The following is a 20,867-nucleotide window of genomic DNA, read 5'->3' as shown; positions in this document are numbered from 1 at the left end:
TTGGTGTTAGCCGGGTCTTCTGGCTGAGCGGTGCCCGCGCCGACTGGTTGGTGTTAGCCGGGTCTTCTGGCTGAGCGGTGCCCGCGCCGACTGGTTGGGGGCGGCTACGGGCGGTCCTCGCGCCGCTTCGCGGTTACCTTCACTTCGTTCGTCAGCCTGTCGGACCGGCTCAGACGGTCCATCCATGGCCCGACCGAGCCTTTCGCCAGCGTCCTGCTGGCGAATCCTGGCCTCCTCTCTGCGTTCAGCGCTGCGGATTGTCCGTAGCCGCCCCCAACCAGTCCGCTTTTAACAGTTAGTGATGCCTGTTAAAGAATCTCGTTTTCTCAAATTTCTCAATTTGTTGTTTATCCGAAGGATTACACTCTGAATATTGTTCGAAGTGCTGTTCACTTTCTTTCTCTCAGCTGGCTTCGTTGAAATCGCTATTCCCCCGGGCCTGATTTTTTTAACCCCGATGCCAGATATAAGAAAAACGCGTCTGATTGAGGGGGGCTTATCTCTGGCAACGAGTCAGCCTCCACGGCAGAGGTAATCCGTAGGCGGGACCGGAGAGACCGATTAGCCCCTTCCAGAAAGCGATGATTTTTCTGCCAGGGATTCAGCCTCTGCGGTTACCGGACAATCCGCAGTGCTGAGGTGCAGGTGGCGGGACTAGAAAAACCTGTCAGCCCCTGCCTGAAAGCAACGATGATGTTGCAAGGGGGTCGGCCTCTGCGGCTACCGGACAATCCGCAGCGCTGAGGTGGAGGTGGTGGGACCAGAAAGACCTGTCAGCCCCTACCTGAAAGCAACGATGATGCTGCAAGGGGGTCAGCCTCTGCGGCTACCGGGCAATCCGCAGCGCTGAGGTGCAGGCTGCGGGACCAGAAAGACCTGTCAGCCCCTGCCTGAAAGCAACGATGATGCTGCAAGGGGGTCAGCCTCTGCGGCTACCGGACAATCCGCAGCGCTGAGGTGGAGGTGGTGGGACCAGAAAAATCTGTCAGCCCCTGCCTGAAAGCAACGATGATGCTGCAAGGGGATTCAGCCTCTGCGGTTACCGGACAATCCGCAGCGCTGAGGTGCAGGCTGCGGGACCGGAGAGACACGCATGGACGCGTGGCTCAGGCGTGGCGCGGGCAGGACGCCCGCTCCACGCCGATCCGCAAGGCCCGCAGCCGGAAACGAAGGCACCACGCAAAGCGTGGCGCGAGGACCGCCCGGTAGCCGCAGAGGCTGAACCCCGATCCCCGAAACCACCAGCCACCAGCCACCAGGCAACAAAAAAGCCGCCCTCTCAACAAGATAGCGGCTTCAAACTCTCGACAGACAAACATCACACCACAGGGCGCCTTCTCTTACATCAGTTAAACTCTGACTGGAGGCGCAAAACCTGGCGGTTCACTTCTGACATCACACTAAAATGCTGCTTATCCTTCACGCGCGGCAGCAAAATCTTACCTTTATCGAACTCAAACGCGCCAACATCCTTAATATACAACCGACCACGAAACAGGGTTTTAACGTACTTAGCAACCTGAAGTGGGTTATAGCGTTGGAATATTTTCATTGTTGATTGTACTCCTGAATATTTAACGTACGCTCCGTCCGTAACCAAATCAGAGACGAATCCGTGAAGCGCAAAGTGATTAGACTATAGAACACTGATTGCTTTCTATGTCCTTAATTCCCAATTTTTTTACTACGTTTACACATCATTACAGAGCACTATCTCTCCCTATCGATGAGATGCAGTATAAACCTTCGATCTACAGGGTTTTGTGCAGTGTGTTGCAAAGATGTTATTTCTATGCGACAGCAGCATCATCCACACTTATTATTACATCTGAGTGAACAACTGGTCCGATCACATTACGCTGGAGCGATTATGAGAAAAGTTCGACATTTCCTTGCGCTGACCTGTCTCCTGCTGCCGTTTATGGCTGGGGCGCATAATCTGGCTGAGAACCAGCGCGTTCCTCCTGTCGGTATCGCCGACAAAGGAGAGCTGGTGTATCAACAAGATAAGTTTAGCTATAAAAACTGGAATAGCGCGCAGCTGGTGGGAAAAGTGCGGGTGCTCCAACATATTGCCGGTCGCTCGTCTGCTAAAGAGCAAAATGCTGCGCTGATTGAAGCCATTAAAGCCGCGAAATTACCGCACGATCGTTATCAAACCACCACCATTGTGAACACCGACGATGCGATTCCTGGCACCGGCATGTTTGTGCGCAGCAGCATCGAGAGCAATAAGAAACAGTTCCCATGGTCGCAGTTTATTATCGACAGCAATGGCAGTGTGCTGAAGGCATGGCAGCTGCAGAGCGGTGGTTCGGCGATTGCCGTGTTGGATAAAGAGGGCAAGGTCCGCTTCGTGAAGGACGGTGCGCTGACGCAGGATGAGGTTAAACAGGTCATGGCGCTGCTGCAGGCGCTTTTAAAATAAAGATTACATCCCGGCCTGAAGGGACAATGCCTCCTCAGGCCGGGCTAACAACCGTCAAACATTTATCGCTGCGCTGTAGCTGCTGTCAATATCCGGTAGCACCAGTCAAGACTTAAAAGATTGAGACGCGGAACCCCGGATTGAGGAAGGATTCACGCGGCGTGTAGTCCAGCGTTTTCCCCTGCCAGTCGTTGACGTGCGCACCCGCCGCCAGGGCTACAGCATGCCCTGCACCGGTATCCCAGATGTTGGTCGGCCCGAAGCGCGGATAAAGCTGCGCTTTACCTTCTGCAACCAAGCAAAACTTCAATGATGAACCGATCGCCGTAGTCTGATGCTCGCCCATGTGATCGAGGTATTCTTTCAGCTCCAGATCGGATGCCGCGTGTGAACGGCTGATCACCACCAGCGGAGGATGGGCTTCACGAACCTGAATCTGTGCTTTCTGTCCGCCCTCTTCTTTCCAAGCCTTACCGTTCGCTGCGGAGTACATCACGTCCAGCACCGGCGCATACACCACGCCCAGGACCGGTTTTCCTCCCTCAATCAGCGCAATATTGACGGTAAACTCACCGTTGCGTTTGATAAACTCTTTCGTTCCGTCCAGCGGGTCCACCAGCCAGTAGCTCTCCCAGCTCTGACGGGTCGGCCAGTCGGCCGGATCTTCTTCTGACAGCACCGGGATCTGCGGGGAAAGCGCCTGCAGCCCGGCAACAATAATTTTATGCGCCGCAATGTCCGCCGCCGTTACCGGGGAATCATCAGATTTGCGTGTTACGTCTACCGGCGTGGGTGCATCATACACCTGCATAATTGCATCACCTGCTTCACGTGCCAGCTGGCAAATTTGTTCTAACACTTTCCACCTCCCGATCGGATTCATACAGGCCTGCTATCAACGCGCAAACGCTAAGGCACTCTACTGAGAATAGCAGTTCACTTGAGCCAGGGTTAACAACAGGTTAGCCATTTATTTCAAAAGCATAGCGTAGAACCCCCCCACGATGACACCGTTTTGATTATTTTCTGCCATCGTGCATTCGATCCTCACAGTTCAGGTTTTTGCGGAAAATCACGGCTAATTATCGGCTTTCGATCACATTTTTTTGCAGCATAACGACAAATTTTCATATTTTTCTGCGAAGGTTATCGAAATTCAGTCAGGCATCAGAAAGGGAGACAACATGTTTAAACCTGGCATTACGCTGCTCACACTGCTGGTCAGCGGCACACTACAGGCCGCCACGGTCGATTTTCGTATTCTGGAAACCACCGATCTGCACAGTAATATGATGGACTTCGATTACTACAAAGATCAGCCCACCGATAAATATGGCCTTGTGCGCACCGCCTCGCTTATCGCCGCAGCGCGCCAGCAGGTGACGAATAGCGTACTGGTCGATAACGGTGACGTGATCCAGGGCAGCCCGCTGGGGGATTATATGGCGGCGAAGGGGCTGAATAAGGGAGAGACTCATCCGGTTTATAAAGCGATGAACACCCTGAACTACAGCGTCGGCAATCTGGGTAACCATGAGTTTAATTACGGCCTCGACTATCTGCAAAAGGCGATCGCCGGTGCACGCTTCCCCTACATTAACGCCAATATTATTGACGTTGCCAGTGGTAAGCCGCTATTTACGCCTTTCCTGATTGAACCGGTGAAGGTGCGCGATCGCGCAGGTAAAGAGCATACTCTGAAGGTCGGCTATATCGGCTTTGTGCCGCCGCAGATTATGGTGTGGGACAAAAAGAACCTCAGCGGTAAGGTTACGGTGGATGACATCACCGCCACCGCGAAAAAATGGGTGCCGGAGATGCGCGCTCAGGGTGCAGATATCGTTGTGGCCATCCCGCACTCCGGCCTTTCCAGCGAGCCGTATCACGCGCTGGCGGAAAACTCCGTTTACTACCTCAGCCAGGTTCCGGGCATTGACGCCATTATGTTTGGCCACGCGCACGCCGTATTCCCCAGCGCCGACTTCGCCGCCATTAAAGGCGCTGACATCGAGCAGGGGACGCTCAATGGCATTCCGGCAGTGATGCCCGGGATGTGGGGCGATCACCTCGGCGTGGTCGATCTGGTGCTGAATAACGAGAGTGGCAGCTGGAAGGTGATCGGTGCCAAAGCAGAAGCGCGGCCAGTTTATGACAAGGCAGCGAAAAAGTCGCTGGCGGCGGAAGATCCGGCGCTGGTGAAAGTGCTGGCCGACGATCATAACGGCACGCGTGAGTTTGTCAGCCAGCCAATTGGCAAATCCGCCGACGTGATGGCCAGCTATCTGTCGCTGGTGCAGGACGATCCGACCGTACAGATCGTTAATAATGCCCAGCGCGACTATACAGAACGCTTTATCCAGGGCGATCCCGACCTGGCGCGGTTGCCGGTACTTTCCGCAGCAGCACCCTTTAAGGCCGGAGGCCGTAAAAACGATCCGGCCAGCTATGTTGAAGTGGATAAAGGCCAGCTGACGTTCCGTAACGCCGCCGATCTCTATCTATATCCCAACACCCTGGTGGTGATGAAGGTCAGCGGTGCTCAGGTAAAAGAGTGGCTGGAGTGTTCTGCCGGGCAGTTCAATCAGATTGATATTCATAACAGCAGCCCGCAGTCGCTGATTAACTGGGACTTCCGTACCTATAATTTCGATGTGATTGACGGTGTGAACTACCAGATCGATATCACCCAACCTGCACGCTATGACAGCGAATGCCAGCTGATCAATCCGGAAAGCTCGCGTATTCGTGATTTAACCTTCAACGGCAAGCCCATCGATCCAGAAGCCACTTTCCTCGTTGCCACAAATAACTATCGCGCTTACGGTGGGAAATTTGCAGGCACGGGTGAAAAGCAGATAGCGTTTGCCTCACCGGATGAGAACCGTTCGGTGCTTGCCGCCTATATCAGCGCACAAACCAAAGCCGATGGCGAGGTGAAGCCGCAGGCAGACAATAACTGGCGACTGGCACCGATAGTCAGCAATACGCCGCTGGATATTCGTTTTGAGACCGCGCCGGGGGAGAAAGCCGCTGAATTTATTCGCACTCACGCCCAGTATCCGCTCAAGCAGGTGGCAACGGATGAAACGGGCTTTGCGATTTATCAGCTAAAGCTGCAATAACGGGGAACAGCAGCAGGCGCGCCCCACAGGGCGCGCCTGAGGGATTACAGAATTTCCAGCAGTTCGACTTCAAATACTAGCGTGCTGTATGGCGGGATTGATGCGCCTGCACCGCGCTCGCCGTACGCCAGGTTGTGAGGGATAACCAGCTCCCACTTAGAGCCAACCGGCATCAGGGTAAGCGCTTCGATCCAGCCTGGGATCACGCCGCTGACCGGGAACTCAGCCGGTTCACCGCGCTGTACAGAGCTGTCAAACACGCTGCCGTCAATCAGTTTACCGGTGTAGTGAACGCGTACGCGATCCTGACGGGATGGGATGGCACCTTCACCCTGAGTCAGCACGCTAAACTGCAGGCCGGTTTCGGTGCTGCTGACGCCGTCACGCTTCGCGTTCTCTTCCAGGAATTTCTGACCTTCCACTGCCAGCGCTTTCTGACGCTCCTGGCGCACAACCTCAGCACGCTCATGAACTTCACGCAGCGCGCGGTGAACAACATCAACAGGAACAGCCGGGGCATTCCCTTCCAGCGCATCACGCAGGCCCGCCAGTAGCGCCTCTGGTTGCAGACCCTGCAGACCAGATTCCTGCAGCTGCTGGCCAACCTGTAAACCGATACCGTAACTTGCTTGCGCTTCTACACTGTCAAAAGAAGGGGTTGTCATGGATTTTCCTTTCATCATTGATAAAACAGAAGCCGAAGCATAACAGCGCAGAGAACGTGCGTAAAATCCCATCTTCTACTGGTGACTTTTGATCGCGAAAGAGAAACAATAATGTCTTCAATTATTCAGAATGCTCAAATGGTTACCGCACAGCGTGTCTTTCCCGTTCCCAGAATAAAAACAGACCACGTTTGTCCAGATTGCGGAATTTTTTCACCCCAGGGGTAACCGGTTCAGCTACAGTGTACTCAGAGGTATAAATGGGCCAAATTGCCCGCCGGCGCAGGAAAAGCCAGCCACGTTTCTCTTTCGCATGGAAAAGCTGGATGGCCAGAGTCTTACTGATGGCGCGCAGCGTGCGCCGAAAGGAGGAAGCTATGCCAAATGCATCGAAAGTTTCACGCTCCCCCGCGTGGCTCAGCCATATCTGGCATCTGCCGGATAAGATGCACTGGATGGACCCGCTCCCCGCACCACACCGTCGCGGTATTATCGTTGCCGTTGTAGTGATCCTGCTGGCCTTCCTGTGGCCAACCCCTTCCCCGCTGCGAGCACCGGTTACGCCGCTGCAAAGCGGTTCTGAGGGGACTGAAGTGCCGTTACAGGCGAATATCGCCGACGACTTCCCGCAAAGCAGCAGCACGCAGGGTGATTCACGCGGGCAGTGGCGCAACTATACGATTGCGTCCGGCCAGACGCTGGCGCAGCTGTTCCGCGATAATAATCTGTCGGTTAACGATGTCTTTGCGATGGCGCAGGTGGAAGGCAGTGATAAACCGCTCAGTACATTGAATGCGGGCCAGAGGGTGAAAATCCGGCTCAATGCAGCAGGCGTTGTTACGGGATTAACGCTGGAGTCAGCGGGAAGGGAAATTCTGTTTACTCGTCAGGCAGACGGTTCATTTATTCGCGCTCAGTAGCACGGGCAACGCTGGGGATGCGCAGCGTCTTCAGCTTCCCACAGAAACAAAAACGCCGGCACGAGGCCGGCGTTTTTAATTGCTAAAAGCGATTAAGCTTCAGCAACTACATTCACGATCAGTTTCGCGAATACTTCGCTGTGAACCTGGAAGTCCACTTCGTGCTCACCGGTGGTGCGCAGAACGCCGTTCGGCAGACGAACTTCGCTCTTAACCACTTCAACGCCAGCTGCAGTTACAGCGTCAGCGATGTCGCGGGTACCGATGGAACCGAACAGTTTACCTTCGTCGCCTGATTTAGACGCGATGGTAACGGTGCCCAGTGCGTTGATTTTCTCAGCGCGAGCGTTAGCAGCAGACAGAACGTCAGCCAGTTTGGCTTCCAGCTCTGCACGGCGTGCTTCGAAGAACTCAACGTTTTTCTTGGTAGCAGGAACAGCTTTGCCCTGTGGTACCAGGAAGTTACGAGCGTAGCCCGCTTTAACGTTTACCTGGTCGCCCAGGGTGCCCAGGTTTGCTACTTTATCAAGCAGAATAACTTGCATTACCTTATCCTCTTAAAGTCGTTAATAGACAGTTGCCGTTACTGATGACGATCGGTGTACGGCAGCAGGGACAGGTAACGCGCGCGCTTGATAGCACGAGCCAGCTGACGCTGGTATTTTGCACGAGTACCGGTGATACGGCTTGGTACGATCTTGCCGCTTTCAGTGATGTAGTTTTTCAGCGTTGCGATATCTTTATAATCGATCTCTTGAACGCCTTCCGCGGTGAAACGGCAGAACTTGCGACGACGGAAATAACGTGCCATTTGGCTAGTCTCCAGAATCTATCAATTCAATCTGCTCGGCATGCAGTACGAGTTTGTTCAGGCCGTTGCGCCCTTGATGGCTGCAAATAAAACCCTGAACCGTGACCTGCGCGCCGACCGTTATACTTTGAGTAATGGCCTGATGGGCTTTGCCGCTGATAATCACCGGCATACGGCACCAGGCTTGCCGGGTAAAACCGGCTTCCACCTGCTGTGAACGATGCTCAAGCACGAACTGGCAGTGTGGAATTCCTGACGGGCTGACTTTTCGCATCGGCGTCTTGCACACGGTGCCAGACAGCGTCAGACGGTTAGCCGTCATAGAAATTACTCTTCAGAATCCCCAGCATCTGCATCATCAGAGGTTTCGTTAGCGAAATCTTCACGACGCTCACGGCGCTCGTCTTTCGCTTTAACCATCGGAGATGCTTCAGTTACCGCGTGCTTAACGCGCATAACCATGCTGCGGATAACGGCGTCGTTGAAGCGGAAGTTAGTTTCCAGCTCATCGATCGCTTCCTGCGGAGCTTCAACGTTCAGCAGAACGTAGTGAGCTTTGTGCAGTTTGTTGATCGGGTAAGCCAGCTGACGACGGCCCCAGTCTTCCAGGCGGTGGATCGTACCTTCTGCACCAGTGATGGTGGCAGAGTAGCGCTCGATCATGCCAGGAACCTGTTCGCTCTGGTCAGGGTGAACCATAAATACGATTTCGTAATGACGCATCGAATTTGCTCCTTACGGATTATTCAGCCTCCTGTCGGGGTCAGCCGCGGCCCATGGAAGCAAGGAACGTTATAAGCCGTAACCAACGATTAGCAGGCTACAACTTGAGAATGCGGCTGAAAAATTGACGCGTAATCATACTGGCGAGGGGTGGGAAACACAAGGTAAAGATCGAGCGAGCGGAGAAAAAAGATGCGGCCGCAGCATCAATGATAAATTCATGCTGAAAGGCGCTGCAACAGCCGCCGCCGGGGCAGGATTCTGCTCATCTGCCGCGGGCATTTCAGGTGAAATCGTCTCGTTCTGGCGTGGAATAACGTAAACTCATGCCACTGCCATCAAAGAGAGCTGAAGATGCGTCCGATCATTGCGTTATCCGTCATCCTGCTGCTGAGCGCCTGCAGCGCGCTGAAAACCACACCCCAGCCACCGCCGCCGCCAGCGGACCACGCGCAGGAGATCGTCCGCGCCCAAAGCACCAATCTGACACGACTGGGAACGGCCAGTGTCACGGTGCGCGGCTCCCCGGACGATGCCGAGCGGGCGCTGGCGGCAAAAGCCAACGCCAGCGGGGCCAGCTACTACCTGATCCAGCTGGTGAGCGAAACGGTGGCTCCGGGCATGTGGTACGCTTCGGCGATCTTCTACGGGCCATCAACTCACGCCGCTGGCGCGCAGTAGCAGGCGCTGGCAAACCTCATCGGGGATTGCCGCGCCTCCACGTGAGTCCAGCTGCTGGCGGCACCACGCGTCCGCCAGCGGCGGCTCAAGATAGCGCAGCACCTGCTCCGCCGTCGCCAGTGAGAACAGCCGTTCAACCAGACCTCGCGCTCGCGCTTCATCCGGCTGGCGAAGTAATAATCTGAGCTGCCGCCACTGCTGGTCAAAATGTCGGTTAATCCCTTTCACCTCGGCAAACTGCGCATCCAGTCGCTCACCGATCGCTGGCTGCTTAAGTAAGACTCGCAGCACGTCCAGGCACATCACGTTACCTGAACCCTCCCAAATGCTGTTAACCGGCATCTCGCGGTACAGTCGGGGCAGTTCGCTGTCCTCGCAGTAGCCGATGCCGCCAAGTACCTCCATCGATTCGGCTACAAACGGGATTCCGCGTTTACAAATAACGTATTTGGCAGCAGGGGTGAGCAAGCGGCTATAGCCCCGCTCGGCTTCATCTTTCGCATCAGACCAGGCACGAGCAAGACGCATCAGCAGCGCCGTTTGCCCTTCCAGTACCAGCGCCTGAGAGGCCAACACCTGGCGCATCAGCGGCTGGTCTACCAGCGTTTTCCCCTGCACCTGCCGCTGATGGGCATGGTACAGCGCCACTGAAAATGCACGACGCATCTGACCATGGCTACCCAGCGCGCAGTCAAAGCGCGTGTAACCGCCCATTTTCAGGATTTGCCGCACGCCTTCGCCCTCGTCGCCAATCAGCCAGCCGAGCGCATCCCTGAACTCCACTTCACTACTGGCATTGGAGCGGTTGCCGAGTTTGTCTTTCAGACGCTCGATCTGTACACCATTGCGCGTGCCGTCCGGCAGCAATCGCGGCAGGAAAAAACACGACAGGCCAGCCGGGGTCTGCGCCAGCACCAGATGGGCATCGCTTTGCGGCACCGAGAAAAACCATTTATGCCCGACCAGCCGGTAGCATTCACCGGGGCCACGATGGCTGACGGGTTCAGCACGCGTGGTATTACTCAACACGTCGGTTCCGCCCTGCTTTTCGGTCATGCCCATGCCAATCAACAGGCCGCGCTTTTGTTCACCAGGCTGAAGATGGGCGTCGTAGCGATCGGAGAGCAGCCCCGGCAGCCAGGCGTGAAAGTCGGCGGGTAAATGGCGCTGTAGCAGCGGAATGGCACCGAAGGTCATGGTAACCGGGCACAGCGTTCCGGCCTCAACCTGGGCATGCAGGATGAAACGAGCGGCGCGTGCCACGAAGGCATTCTCTGGCGCATCGGGCTGCCACGGCAGATTGTGCACCCGGTTCGCACACAGCCCCTGCATCAGCAGATGCCATGCAGGATGGAAACGCACATCATCCAGCCTTTCCCCCATGGCATCGTAGCGCAGCAGCTCCGGTGGATTACGGTTTGCCAGCCTTCCCAGCTCAAGCGATTCCGCGCTGCCCAGCTGTTGTCCGACGGAAGCCAGGCGTTCAGCATCCCAGCCAGCACCGTGGCGCAGCACGGCATCGCGCAGCGGAATATCGGAAAGAAACAGATTGCTATTGCTGAGGGGGGCGGGTTGATTGAAAACAGTATGGGTTTTCCAGTCCATCACGGCATCCTGTTTAAAACGGGCCAGATGACAGGATAAAACGAGGGGCGAAGAATGCTGGGGCGCAGGTCACGCCCCGAGCAATTTACTTAACGCTGCGCTGACGTACCGCTTCAAACAGGCAAATACCGGTCGCGACGGAAACGTTCAGTGAAGACACGCTGCCCGCCATCGGGATGCTGATCAGTTCATCGCAGTGCTCGCGCGTCAGGCGGCGCATGCCCTCGCCTTCTGCACCCATCACCAGCGCCATCGGCCCGGTCATTTTGCTCTGGTACAGGTCGTGGTCGGCCTCACCGGCGGTGCCGACGATCCACACGTTGGATTCCTGCAGCTGGCGCATGGTGCGTGCCAGGTTGGTCACACGGATCAGCGGCACATGCTCAGCGGCACCGCTGGCCACTTTCTTCGCGGTCGCATTCAGGGCGGCAGAGCGATCTTTTGGCACGATAACCGCATGAACGCCTGCGGCGTCGGCGCTGCGCAGGCAGGCCCCCAGGTTATGCGGGTCGGTCACGCCGTCGAGGATCAGGAAGAACGGGCTTTCCAGGCTCTCCAGCAGATCGGGAAGATCGCCTTCCTGATACTGACGGCCCGGTTTAATGCGGGCAATAATGCCCTGATGCACGGCGCCTTCAGACTTGCTGTCCAGCATCTGCTTGTTCGCCACCTGGATCACCACGCCCTGCGCTTCCAGCGCTTTCACCAGCGTTTGTAAGCGGCGATCGTCACGCCCTTTTTGGATAAAGACTTCCTGGAAACGCTGGGGGTCGCTGTCCAGCAGCGCCTGTACGGCGTGGATACCAAAAACAATTTCACTCATGGTTCAGTTACTCAAAGGTCATCATTCAGTTGAAAGGGGCAAACGCATCAACGCTCGCCCCCTGCTGCCGGTTATTCACACCGCTCAGTTAGTCGCGGTCGGATTTTTTCCCTGCGCGTTTCGCTTTGGTGGCGGCGGCGATTTTACGGGTTTTATCCGACGGCTTGCGTGGCTTTTTTTCTTTTTTCGCCGCTTGGGCATTTTTTGACTCGCCCGCTTTGCGGAAGTCGCTGTCCGGCTCGAAGTTTTTACTACCCGGACGCGGGGCACGGCGGCGGTTACCGCTGTTTTTGGCCACACCGCGTTTTTCACGTTCACGCTCGGTTTTCCCTTCACCGCGCGGCTTACGCTGGCTGGAGATCAGTGCGAAATCAATCTTACGCTCGTCCATATGCACCGCATCAACGCGCACTTCCACCGAATCGCCCAGGCGATAGGTACGGCCACCGGACTCGCCGATCAGGCGCTGCCCGACGGCGTCAAAGCGGTAGTAGTCGTTGTCCAGCGTCGACACGTGAACCAGGCCGTCGATAAACAGATCGTCAAGACGCACGAAGAAACCAAAGCCGGTCACGCTGGAAATCACCCCGCTGAAGGTTTCACCCACCTGATCCTGCATGAAGTCACACTTCAGCCAGTCGGCAACGTCGCGCGTCGCTTCATCAGCACGGCGCTCGGTCATCGAACAGTGCTGGCCAAACTGTAGCATCTGCTGCAGATCGTAGTGGAAACCACCGGTTGGCGTGGTGTTCCCCTGTAGCGTGTTGTTCTCTTTCGCCAGCAGATACTTAATGGCACGGTGCAGCAGCAGGTCCGGATAACGACGGATCGGCGAGGTGAAGTGCGCGTAAGATGCCAGCGCCAGGCCAAAGTGGCCACGGTTTTCCGGATCGTAAACCGCCTGCTTCATGGAACGCAGCAGCATGGTTTGCAGCATTTCGTGGTCAGGACGGCCAGCAATCTGGCTCAGCAGCTCGGCGTAGTCCAGCGGCTGCGGCTTGTTGCCACCCGGCAGCGTCAGGCCCAGCTCGTTCAGTACGGAACGGAAGCTTTTGATGCTGTCATCGCTTGGACGATCGTGATCGCGGAACAGCGCAGGCTCATTATTCTTCTCCACGAAGCGCGCAGAGGCGATATTGGCGAGGATCATGCACTCTTCGATCAGCTTGTGCGCATCGTTGCGGGATACCTGCTCAATACGATCGATACGGCGTTCAGCGTTGAAGATAAACTTCGCCTCTTCCGTTTCAAACGAGATACCGCCGCGCTGTTCACGGGATTTCTCCAGCGCCAGATACATGCGGTGCAGCTCTTCCAGGTCTTTCACCAGCGGCTGATACTGCTCGCGCAGATCCTGATCGCCCTGCAGAATGTTCCACACCTTGTTATAGGTCAGGCGGGCGAACGAGTTCATCACCGCTTCATAGTGCTTGTAGCCGGTCAGTTTACCTGTGGAGGATACGGTCATCTCGCACACCATGCACAGACGATCCACTTCCGGATTCAGCGAGCACAGGCCGTTTGACAGCACTTCCGGCAGCATCGGTACAACCTGCGACGGGAAGTACACTGATGTACCACGGTTAATGGCTTCGGCATCCAGCGGCGTGCCAGGACGCACGTAGTAGCTGACGTCCGCAATGGCAACCCACAGACGCCAGCCGCCACCGCGCTTACGCTCACAGAATACGGCGTCATCGAAGTCGCGGGCATCTTCACCATCAATGGTGACCAGCGGCAGATCGCGTAGATCCACACGGCCTTTTTTCGCCTCTTCCGGCACTTCTTCACTCAGATGAGCGATCTGTTTTTCCAGCTCCGGCGGCCAGACGTGCGGAATATCATGGGTGCGCAGCGCCATTTCAACGGCCAGACTGGTGCCCATGTTATCGCCAAGCACCTCGACGATTTTACCAATGGCTTTCGTACGGCGGGTCGGGCGCTGCGTCAGCTCCACCACCACCACAAAGCCCATTTTTGCGCCCATCAGCTCTTCGGCCGGGATTAAAATATCGAAGCTCAGGCGGCTGTCGTCGGGAACGACAAAGCCGACGCCCGCATCGGTAAAGTAGCGGCCTACAATTTGTGCGCTGCGCGGTTCGACTACGCGCACCACGCGCACTTCGCGACGGCCACGGCGATCGGCGCCCATGGCCTGAGCGAGAATGATATCGCCGTGCATGCACATCTTCATCTGCTCGGCAGAGAGATAAAGATCGTCTTTGCTGCCTTCAATACGCAGGAAGCCGAAGCCATCACGATGGCCAATGACTTTGCCTTTTAACAGATCGAGGCGTTCCGGCAGCGCGTAGCACTGGCGGCGGGTGAAGACCAGCTGCCCGTCGCGCTCCATTGCGCGCAGGCGGCGGCGCAGCGCTTCAGTCTGCTCTTCACCGTTAATGGATAGCTCTACCGCCAGCTCTTCCCGGCTGGCAGGCTTTTCACGTTTGTCCAGGTGCGCGAGAATAAACTCACGGCTGGGGATCGGGTTTTCGTACTTTTCAGCTTCTCTTTCCTGAAAGGGATCTTTTGACATCGAGGTTCCTCCGTTGTCAGCTGCTGAGCGACACGCGGTCGGTCAGCAAAATTTTGTAAAGCGGATGGTTATCTTCCACCAGGTCAGCCAGGGTGTAATTGTCCAGTTCCCGCAGGAAGCTCTGGACAGCATCATGCAGCGCCTTTTTCAGGCGACAGGCAGAGGTGATATGGCAGAAATCGCTGTGGCAATTCACCAGCTGAAGCGGTTCCATATCACGGACTACCTGGCCTATCACTATCTCCTCAGCCGGTCTGCCCAGGCGAATACCGCCATTTTTACCGCGCATCGCCGCGATGTAGCCGGCACGGCTAAGTTGATTGATAATTTTGACCATATGATTACGGGACACGCCATAAGTGTCTGTCACTTCGGTGATGCTGGTCATCTGGCCCTCTGGCAGAGAGGCAAGGTAGATCAGCGCACGCAAGCCGTAATCGGTAAAACTGGTTAGCTGCACAGTAACCTCAAGGATAAAACCCGTATTGAAGCTGTAATCCGCTTAAGAATGGACTTTGTTAGCAATGATAATAAACCAGCCACCGCAAAGGGGCGATTTTATTTAAACAAGCGGCATTGGTGAAACGAACTGACGGGGACGGCAGGAAACCAGTGCAGGAAAGGATCTGGCCGGGCAATGCCCGGCCTGAAATACAATTATGCGTCAAACGGGTCGCGCAGAATCATCGTTTCACTACGGTCCGGACCGGTTGAAATAATATCAACCGGTACGCCGGTCACTTCTTCAACGCGCTTGATGTAATCAAGCGCTGCCTGCGGCAGACCATCACGCGTTTTCACGCCAAAGGTCGTTTCGCTCCAGCCTGGCAGGGTTTCGTAGATTGGCTCGATACCTTCCCAGTTTTCTGCTGCCAGCGGAGTGGTGGTCACTTCGCTGCCGTCCGGCATACGGTATGCCACACAGATTTTCACTTCTTTCAGACCATCCAGCACGTCCAGTTTGGTCATGCAGAAGCCAGAGAGGGAGTTGATCTGCACGGCGCGACGCACGGCAACCGCATCCAGCCAGCCGGTACGACGACGACGACCGGTGGTAGCACCGAACTCGTTGCCTTTCTCGCACAGGAACTCACCGGTTTCGTCGAACAGTTCGGTTGGGAACGGACCTGCACCCACGCGGGTGGAGTAGGCTTTAACGATACCCAGAACGTAATCAACATAGCGCGGACCGATACCTGAACCCGTTGCCACGCCACCTGCGGTGGTGTTAGACGAGGTCACGTACGGATAGGTACCGTGGTCAATATCCAGCAGCGTACCCTGTGCGCCTTCGAACATGATCAGGTCGCCACGCTTGCGCGCGCCGTCCAGCAGTTCAGACACGTCAACCACCATGCTGGTCAGGATATCGGCAATTGCCAAGGTATCCGCCAGCACTTTATCGTAGTCAACCGCATCGGCTTTGTAGAAGTTAACCAGCTGGAAGTTATGGTATTCCATCACTTCTTTCAGCTTGGCCGCGAAGGTTTCTTTGTTGAACAGGTCACCAACGCGCAGGCCACGACGAGCCACTTTATCTTCGTAAGCCGGGCCAATACCGCGACCGGTCGTACCGATCGCTTTCGCGCCGCGTGCTTTTTCGCGCGCAACGTCCAGCGCCACGTGATACTCAAGGATCAGCGGGCAGGCTTCAGAAATGAACAGACGTTCGCGTACCGGGAAGCCGCGATCTTCCAGACCTTTCATCTCTTTCATCAGCGCAGCCGGAGACAGTACAACACCGTTGCCGATGATGCTGGTCACGTTTTCACGCAGGATGCCAGATGGAATTAAGTGGAGGACGGTTTTTTCACCGTTGATGACTAGCGTATGGCCAGCGTTATGGCCGCCCTGATAGCGCACTACGTATTTAGCACGTTCTGTCAGGAGGTCAACAATCTTACCTTTACCTTCGTCACCCCATTGGGTGCCCAGTACGACGACGTTCTTACCCATTTCTCAAAATCACCGATTGCTTAAAAATGGATTCTACCATCGTCATTTTAGTCTTTCAGCTGTTTTAGCATACGATTGCGTACTTTTTTGCCGACAATCACCATAACCGGTCGGATATCACAACATACGGTGGATTTAGCCACCGTTACGTACGCTAATCATGTAGTAGATCACAGCACCCGCCACAACCAGCCCGCCGCCTACCCTGCGCAGTAGTGCATCCGGTAGCTGCGCCATCGACAAAATCATTCGTCTCCAAATGCGCGGCCAGAGCATCGGGCCAAGCCCTTCAAAAACCAATACTAACCCCACTGCCATCCACACAATTGCATTCATCTTCGTCGATCTCGTTACTGTTCTGCCAGCCGCTGCCGGGCAAATTCCGGCCATAAAAAAAGGCCGGATAAATCCAGCCTTTCGCAGTTATAACAGATTATCAGCGCGTCGTGGTAGACGGATTCTTCATAAAGCGGAAGAAGTCGCTATCCGGGCTGAGCACCATCACGTCCTGATTGCTCTTGAAGCTGTTCTCGTAGGCACGCAGGCTACGCATAAACGCATAGAAATCCTGATCCTGGCTGAAGGCATCGGCAAACAGTTTTGCTGCTTCGGCATCACCTTCACCGCGGGTGATACGCGCCTGACGCTCTGCCTGAGCACTGATGAAGGCAACTTCATAATCCGCCTGCGCGGTCACTTTTGCTGCTTCTTCATCACCCTGCGCACGCTGGCTACGGGCAACGGATTCACGTTCTGCACGCATACGGGCAAAGATCGCGTCAGACACTTCAGTTGGCAGGTTGATCTGCTTGATGCGAACATCCACCACCTGAATACCTAACGCAGCCATGCTGTTCGGGTTGATCGACGGTTCTTTGCTATTGGTCTCACTCTCAACACGCTTGGCGACGGAAGCAATCGCATCGTCCGCTGCCGGCGTGGCCACTTCATCATCCGCACCCGCGCTACCGGTGTTCAGCGCATCGCGAACGTCGGTAGTCAGGCGACCACGTGAGTCGGTGACAATATCTTTTACATCCAGGCGACCAATCTCAGAACGCAGACGGTCACTGAACTTACGTTTCAGCAGAACTTCAGCCTGGGATACATCACCACCGCCGGTAGCGAGGTAGTAGCGGCTGAAATCGCTGATGCGCCATTTGATATAGGAGTCAACGATCAGATCTTTCTTCTCTTTGGTCACGAAGCGGTCTGCCTGGTTATCCATGGTCTGGATACGGGCATCAAGCGGCTTCATGGATTCCAGGAATGGGATCTTAAAGTGCAGGCCTGGTTCATAGACCAGCGGCTTGTTCTCATCATCACGCAGAACTTTACCGAAGCGCATCACAATGCCACGCTGCCCTTCCTGTACAACAAACAGTGACGCGTACAGCACCACCAGCACAACAATCAATAATACGATTAATGGCTTACGCATCGATTACTCTCTCCCTTCGCGCTGGGTATCGTTACGCTGGGAGTTCACCCTGCGCTGATCCATGATGTCGTCCGGGCTGAACGACGTACTGCTGCTGGCGCGTTCGCTGCCGCTGCTGGCAGGAGGCAGACGCATTAGATTGGTGCTGTCGCCGCTGCTCGCAGGAGCGCTGCCGGACTGGCCACGCATCAGCTGGTCCAGTGGCAGAACCATCAGGCTGTTGCCTTTGTCGTTTACCAGTACTTTGCGCGTATGGCCCAGCACGCGTTCCATGGTTTCGATATACAAACGTTCACGGGTAATCTGCGGTGCAGCTTTATACTCCGGCAGAATACGTGCGAAGCTGTCCACTTCCCCCTGCGCTTCCAGCGTCACACGCGCTTTATAAGCACGGGCTCTTTCCAGCGTTTCCTGCGCTTTACCACGCGCTACCGGGATTTCTCCGTTCGCGTAGGCTTCTGCTTCACGCACTTTCTGCTCGCGGTTTTCACGTGCGGCAATCGCATCGTCAAATGCGGCTTTCACCTCTTCCGGTGGACGCGCAGTCTGGAAGTTAACGTCCAGCAGCGTAATCCCCATATCGTAAGGGCGAATGGTTTCTTCCAGCTCGCGCTGGGTATCGCTACGCACGACGGTACGGCCTTCGGTCAGAATGCGGTCCATCGTTGAGCGACCAATCACGCCGCGCAGGGCGCTGTCGGTTGCCTGACGCAGACTGTCATCCGCGCTGGTCACCGAGAACAGATAGCGTTCAGGGTTGGTGACGCGGTACTGCACGTTCATTTCAACGCGCACGACGTTTTCATCAGAGGTCAGCATCGTACCGGAGGCAGAAAGCTCGCGCACCGCCTCAACGTTAACTGCGCGGACCTGATCGATAAAGGTTGGTTTCCAGTTCAGGCCTGGTTCAACCAGATGGCTGAATTTACCAAAACGAGTTACCACACCGCGCTCGGCTTCCTTGATGGTATAGAAGCCGCTACCGGCCCAAATGACCACTACAGCCGCTGCCGCGATGCTGACCAGACGCCCGGTGTTACCGGAACGACGCTGATCGTTACCATTGCCGCCATCGCCACCTTTTTTGCCACCGCCCAGACCACCAAGCTTATTGCTCAGTTTACGGAAGATATCATCCAAATCAGGAGGACCTTTATCACGTCCTCCCTTATTTCCCCCAGAGTTGCCGCCTTGATTATTGCTGCTTCCCCACGGGTCGCGGTCCTGTCCGTTATTTCCGGGCTGATTCCACGCCATGTTTATGCTCCATTAATTGTGTGTGCGGTGGTATCCCAAGCCGGGATACGCGTGTCAGGCAAAATCAGTCAAACAATGTAATTCACCAGCTCCGGCTCCTGCTTGCACAGACGTCGCCAGTCAACGATCGGCATGCGTATGTGTAAACCTACGCTCCCATCATCCTCATTCCACTCTTTTTCTATCGCCTGAAGCTGATAAAAACGACTGCGCAGCCGCCCCGCTTCCGGCGGCAAACACAAATCATACTGCGCGATTTCACCGGCCAGACGCTCAGTCAGAGCCTGGAACAGTAGCGGGATCCCCTCGCCGGTTTGTGCGGACAGCCAGACGCGGATCGGCAGGTTTTCTTCATCACGATCGATACGCGGGACGAAATCTTCCAGCATATCAATCTTATTCATAATCAGCAGGCTGGGGATCTCATCAGACTCGATCTCTTCCAGCACGACGTTTACCGCTTCAATGTTTTCATCAAGACGGACATCGGCAGCATCAATAATATGCAGCAGCAGCGTCGCCTGACGCGTTTCCTGCAGCGTGGCTTTAAACGCCGCAACCAGGTCGTGGGGAAGATGGCGGATAAAGCCTACAGTATCCGCCAGCACAACCTCGCCCACGTCGGCTACATTCACCCGGCGCAGCGTCGGATCGAGCGTGGCAAACAGCTGATCGGCTGCGTAAACATCGGCAGACGTCAAACGGTTAAACAGAGTGGACTTACCGGCGTTGGTATAGCCCACCAGCGAAACGGTCGGCACATCGGCTTTGCTGCGCGACTGCCTGCCCTGTTCGCGCTGCTTCTCAACGCGCTCAAGACGGGAAAGTATCAGCGTAATGCGATTTCTTAATAACCGACGGTCGGTTTCGAGCTGGGTTTCACCCGGGCCACGCAAACCGATACCGCCTTTCTGGCGCTCAAGGTGCGTCCAGCCGCGTACAAGACGGGTCGCAAGATGACGCAGCTGCGCCAGTTCTACCTGTAATTTACCTTCGTGAGTTCGGGCTCGCTGCGCAAAGATATCCAGAATTAATCCGGTACGGTCAATGACGCGGCATTCACAGAGCGCTTCAAGGTTGCGTTCCTGGGCCGGGCTGAGCGAGTGGTCAAAAAGCACCACGGAAGCCCCGCTCTCTTTAACCGCTTCGGCAATTTCTACAGCTTTTCCTTCACCGACAAAGTATTTAGGATGCGGTGCTTTACGGCTACCGGTAACGACACGGAGCGCTTCAACGCCAGCGGAAGAAACCAGAGTTTCAAACTCCTGTAGATCTTCCATATCTTTGTCTTGCGAAAAATAGATGTGTACCAGTACGGCCTGCTCACCGGCATCATAACGGTCAAACAAACTTAAACCTCTCAGAACCTGGTTGAACCTGCTACCCGATGGCCATACTGCATCAAAATCAGCTTAAACATGGCGCGCCAGCTCAATAATCGGCATTTTTACGCAATATCACCCCGCCTGGGCGAGATGAGAAAATCAGGATAAAACGTTATGCCAGGACGGGGAACAACTCCCCGTCATGGATAGACAGCGGCGCTATTTATTCAGCGTCATCATTGTCTTGTTGAGGCTGAGAAGACGCCCCCTGGTTACTTCCGCCATGATGATAGTTGTTGCTACCGCCACCCGCATTATTGCTGTGATGGGAAACGGGACGGGACGGAACAACGGTTGAGATCGCGTGCTTATACACCATCTGGCTAACCGTATTTTTCAAAAGAATGACAAACTGATCAAACGACTCAATCTGACCCTGAAGTTTGATGCCATTTACCAAATAAATCGAAACCGGAACACGTTCACGACGCAGTGCGTTCAAGAACGGATCTTGCAATGATTGCCCCTTAGCCATTCTATCTTTTCCTTATATGCTTGTTGTTTGTAACTTAAG

Annotated in this window: 21 protein-coding genes; 4 read left to right on the top strand and 17 right to left on the bottom strand. The window is 55.3% G+C overall.

What is annotated here, in order from left to right; all coding sequences use genetic code 11:
• Positions 1-1,345: 1,345 nt before the first annotated feature.
• Positions 1,346-1,552 (bottom strand): DUF1107 domain-containing protein, encoded by a 207-nt coding sequence (locus IBT47_RS12020; RefSeq protein WP_105592072.1) that lies wholly within the window; start codon positions 1,550-1,552, stop codon positions 1,346-1,348.
• A gap of 318 nt (positions 1,553-1,870) precedes the next feature.
• On the opposite strand from IBT47_RS12020, the gene IBT47_RS12015 reads away from it, so the two are divergent.
• On the top strand, positions 1,871-2,428 hold the full coding sequence (locus IBT47_RS12015; protein ID WP_200560604.1) for a YtfJ family protein: 558 nt from the start codon (positions 1,871-1,873) through the stop codon (positions 2,426-2,428).
• A 112-nt stretch (positions 2,429-2,540) separates the two neighbouring features.
• Here IBT47_RS12015 and cysQ read toward each other — a convergent pair whose 3' ends face one another.
• Positions 2,541-3,287, bottom strand: coding sequence for a 3'(2'),5'-bisphosphate nucleotidase CysQ (gene cysQ, locus IBT47_RS12010; protein ID WP_200560603.1), 747 nt, complete (start codon positions 3,285-3,287; stop codon positions 2,541-2,543).
• Between the two features lie 325 nt (positions 3,288-3,612).
• Between cysQ and IBT47_RS12005 the strand changes: the two genes are divergently transcribed.
• A complete protein-coding gene (locus tag IBT47_RS12005) occupies positions 3,613-5,550 on the top strand; it encodes a bifunctional 2',3'-cyclic-nucleotide 2'-phosphodiesterase/3'-nucleotidase (protein ID WP_200560602.1) in 1,938 nt (645 codons plus the stop codon).
• 44 nt (positions 5,551-5,594) lie between these two features.
• Here IBT47_RS12005 and fklB read toward each other — a convergent pair whose 3' ends face one another.
• Positions 5,595-6,215, bottom strand: a complete 621-nt coding sequence (gene fklB, locus IBT47_RS12000) for an FKBP-type peptidyl-prolyl cis-trans isomerase (RefSeq protein WP_105592075.1) — start codon at positions 6,213-6,215, stop codon at positions 5,595-5,597.
• A 377-nt stretch (positions 6,216-6,592) separates the two neighbouring features.
• Here fklB and IBT47_RS11995 point away from each other — a divergent pair, with 377 nt between their 5' ends.
• Positions 6,593-7,135 (top strand): OapA family protein, encoded by a 543-nt coding sequence (locus IBT47_RS11995; RefSeq protein WP_234471852.1) that lies wholly within the window; start codon positions 6,593-6,595, stop codon positions 7,133-7,135.
• A 92-nt stretch (positions 7,136-7,227) separates the two neighbouring features.
• Here the strand turns inward: IBT47_RS11995 and rplI are convergent, their stop codons facing one another.
• The 4 genes from rplI to rpsF are packed head-to-tail and all read right to left on the bottom strand — an operon-like array spanning position 7,228 to position 8,669.
• Positions 7,228-7,680 carry a 50S ribosomal protein L9 gene (rplI, locus tag IBT47_RS11990; RefSeq protein WP_200560600.1) on the bottom strand — a complete coding sequence of 151 codons (453 nt, stop codon included), beginning with the start codon at positions 7,678-7,680 and terminating at the stop codon, positions 7,228-7,230.
• Positions 7,681-7,718: 38 nt separating this feature from the next.
• A complete protein-coding gene (gene rpsR / locus IBT47_RS11985) occupies positions 7,719-7,946 on the bottom strand; it encodes a 30S ribosomal protein S18 (protein ID WP_000135199.1) in 228 nt (75 codons plus the stop codon).
• A 4-nt stretch (positions 7,947-7,950) separates the two neighbouring features.
• Positions 7,951-8,268 (bottom strand): primosomal replication protein N, encoded by a 318-nt coding sequence (priB, locus tag IBT47_RS11980; RefSeq protein WP_105592077.1) that lies wholly within the window; start codon positions 8,266-8,268, stop codon positions 7,951-7,953.
• Between the two features lie 5 nt (positions 8,269-8,273).
• The gene (gene rpsF, locus IBT47_RS11975; RefSeq protein WP_004160104.1) at positions 8,274-8,669 is read right to left on the bottom strand and encodes a 30S ribosomal protein S6; all 396 of its coding nucleotides are present in this window, start codon (positions 8,667-8,669) and stop codon (positions 8,274-8,276) included.
• A gap of 354 nt (positions 8,670-9,023) precedes the next feature.
• Here rpsF and bsmA point away from each other — a divergent pair, with 354 nt between their 5' ends.
• Entirely contained in the window at positions 9,024-9,350 is a 327-nt protein-coding gene (gene bsmA / locus IBT47_RS11970) for a biofilm peroxide resistance protein BsmA (protein WP_200560599.1), read from the top strand.
• On the opposite strand, the gene IBT47_RS11965 is transcribed toward bsmA, so the two are convergent.
• The 10 genes from IBT47_RS11965 to hfq all read right to left on the bottom strand — a co-directional run bounded on the left by IBT47_RS11965 (position 9,324) and on the right by hfq (position 20,828).
• Positions 9,324-10,955, bottom strand: coding sequence for an isovaleryl-CoA dehydrogenase (locus tag IBT47_RS11965; RefSeq protein ID WP_200560598.1), 1,632 nt, complete (start codon positions 10,953-10,955; stop codon positions 9,324-9,326). The genes bsmA and IBT47_RS11965 overlap by 27 nt on opposite strands.
• 85 nt (positions 10,956-11,040) lie before the next feature.
• Positions 11,041-11,778 (bottom strand): 23S rRNA (guanosine(2251)-2'-O)-methyltransferase RlmB, encoded by a 738-nt coding sequence (rlmB, locus tag IBT47_RS11960; protein WP_105592080.1) that lies wholly within the window; start codon positions 11,776-11,778, stop codon positions 11,041-11,043.
• 88 nt (positions 11,779-11,866) lie between these two features.
• Positions 11,867-14,314, bottom strand: coding sequence for a ribonuclease R (gene rnr / locus IBT47_RS11955; RefSeq protein ID WP_200560597.1), 2,448 nt, complete (start codon positions 14,312-14,314; stop codon positions 11,867-11,869).
• 16 nt (positions 14,315-14,330) lie between these two features.
• Positions 14,331-14,774: a nitric oxide-sensing transcriptional repressor NsrR gene (nsrR, locus tag IBT47_RS11950; protein ID WP_105592082.1), complete on the bottom strand. Its 444-nt coding sequence runs from the start codon at positions 14,772-14,774 to the stop codon at positions 14,331-14,333.
• A 197-nt stretch (positions 14,775-14,971) separates the two neighbouring features.
• Complete coding sequence (locus IBT47_RS11945; protein WP_200560596.1) at positions 14,972-16,270, bottom strand: adenylosuccinate synthase; 1,299 nt, start codon at positions 16,268-16,270, stop codon at positions 14,972-14,974.
• A gap of 135 nt (positions 16,271-16,405) precedes the next feature.
• On the bottom strand, positions 16,406-16,606 hold the full coding sequence (locus IBT47_RS11940) for a DUF2065 domain-containing protein (protein WP_105592084.1): 201 nt from the start codon (positions 16,604-16,606) through the stop codon (positions 16,406-16,408).
• 100 nt (positions 16,607-16,706) lie between these two features.
• Complete coding sequence (gene hflC / locus IBT47_RS11935; RefSeq protein ID WP_200560595.1) at positions 16,707-17,711, bottom strand: protease modulator HflC; 1,005 nt, start codon at positions 17,709-17,711, stop codon at positions 16,707-16,709.
• A gap of 3 nt (positions 17,712-17,714) precedes the next feature.
• Positions 17,715-18,968 (bottom strand): FtsH protease activity modulator HflK, encoded by a 1,254-nt coding sequence (hflK, locus tag IBT47_RS11930; protein ID WP_200560594.1) that lies wholly within the window; start codon positions 18,966-18,968, stop codon positions 17,715-17,717.
• Between the two features lie 68 nt (positions 18,969-19,036).
• On the bottom strand, positions 19,037-20,317 hold the full coding sequence (gene hflX, locus IBT47_RS11925; protein WP_105592087.1) for a ribosome rescue GTPase HflX: 1,281 nt from the start codon (positions 20,315-20,317) through the stop codon (positions 19,037-19,039).
• Positions 20,318-20,516: 199 nt separating this feature from the next.
• Positions 20,517-20,828, bottom strand: coding sequence for an RNA chaperone Hfq (gene hfq / locus IBT47_RS11920; protein ID WP_105592088.1), 312 nt, complete (start codon positions 20,826-20,828; stop codon positions 20,517-20,519).
• Positions 20,829-20,867 lie beyond the last annotated feature (39 nt).

The sequence above is a fragment of the Erwinia sp. S43 genome, from assembly GCF_016624745.1.
GTDB classification, from domain to species: domain Bacteria; phylum Pseudomonadota; class Gammaproteobacteria; order Enterobacterales; family Enterobacteriaceae; genus Erwinia; species Erwinia coffeiphila.
This window is presented reverse-complemented; position numbering and strand designations above follow the sequence as displayed.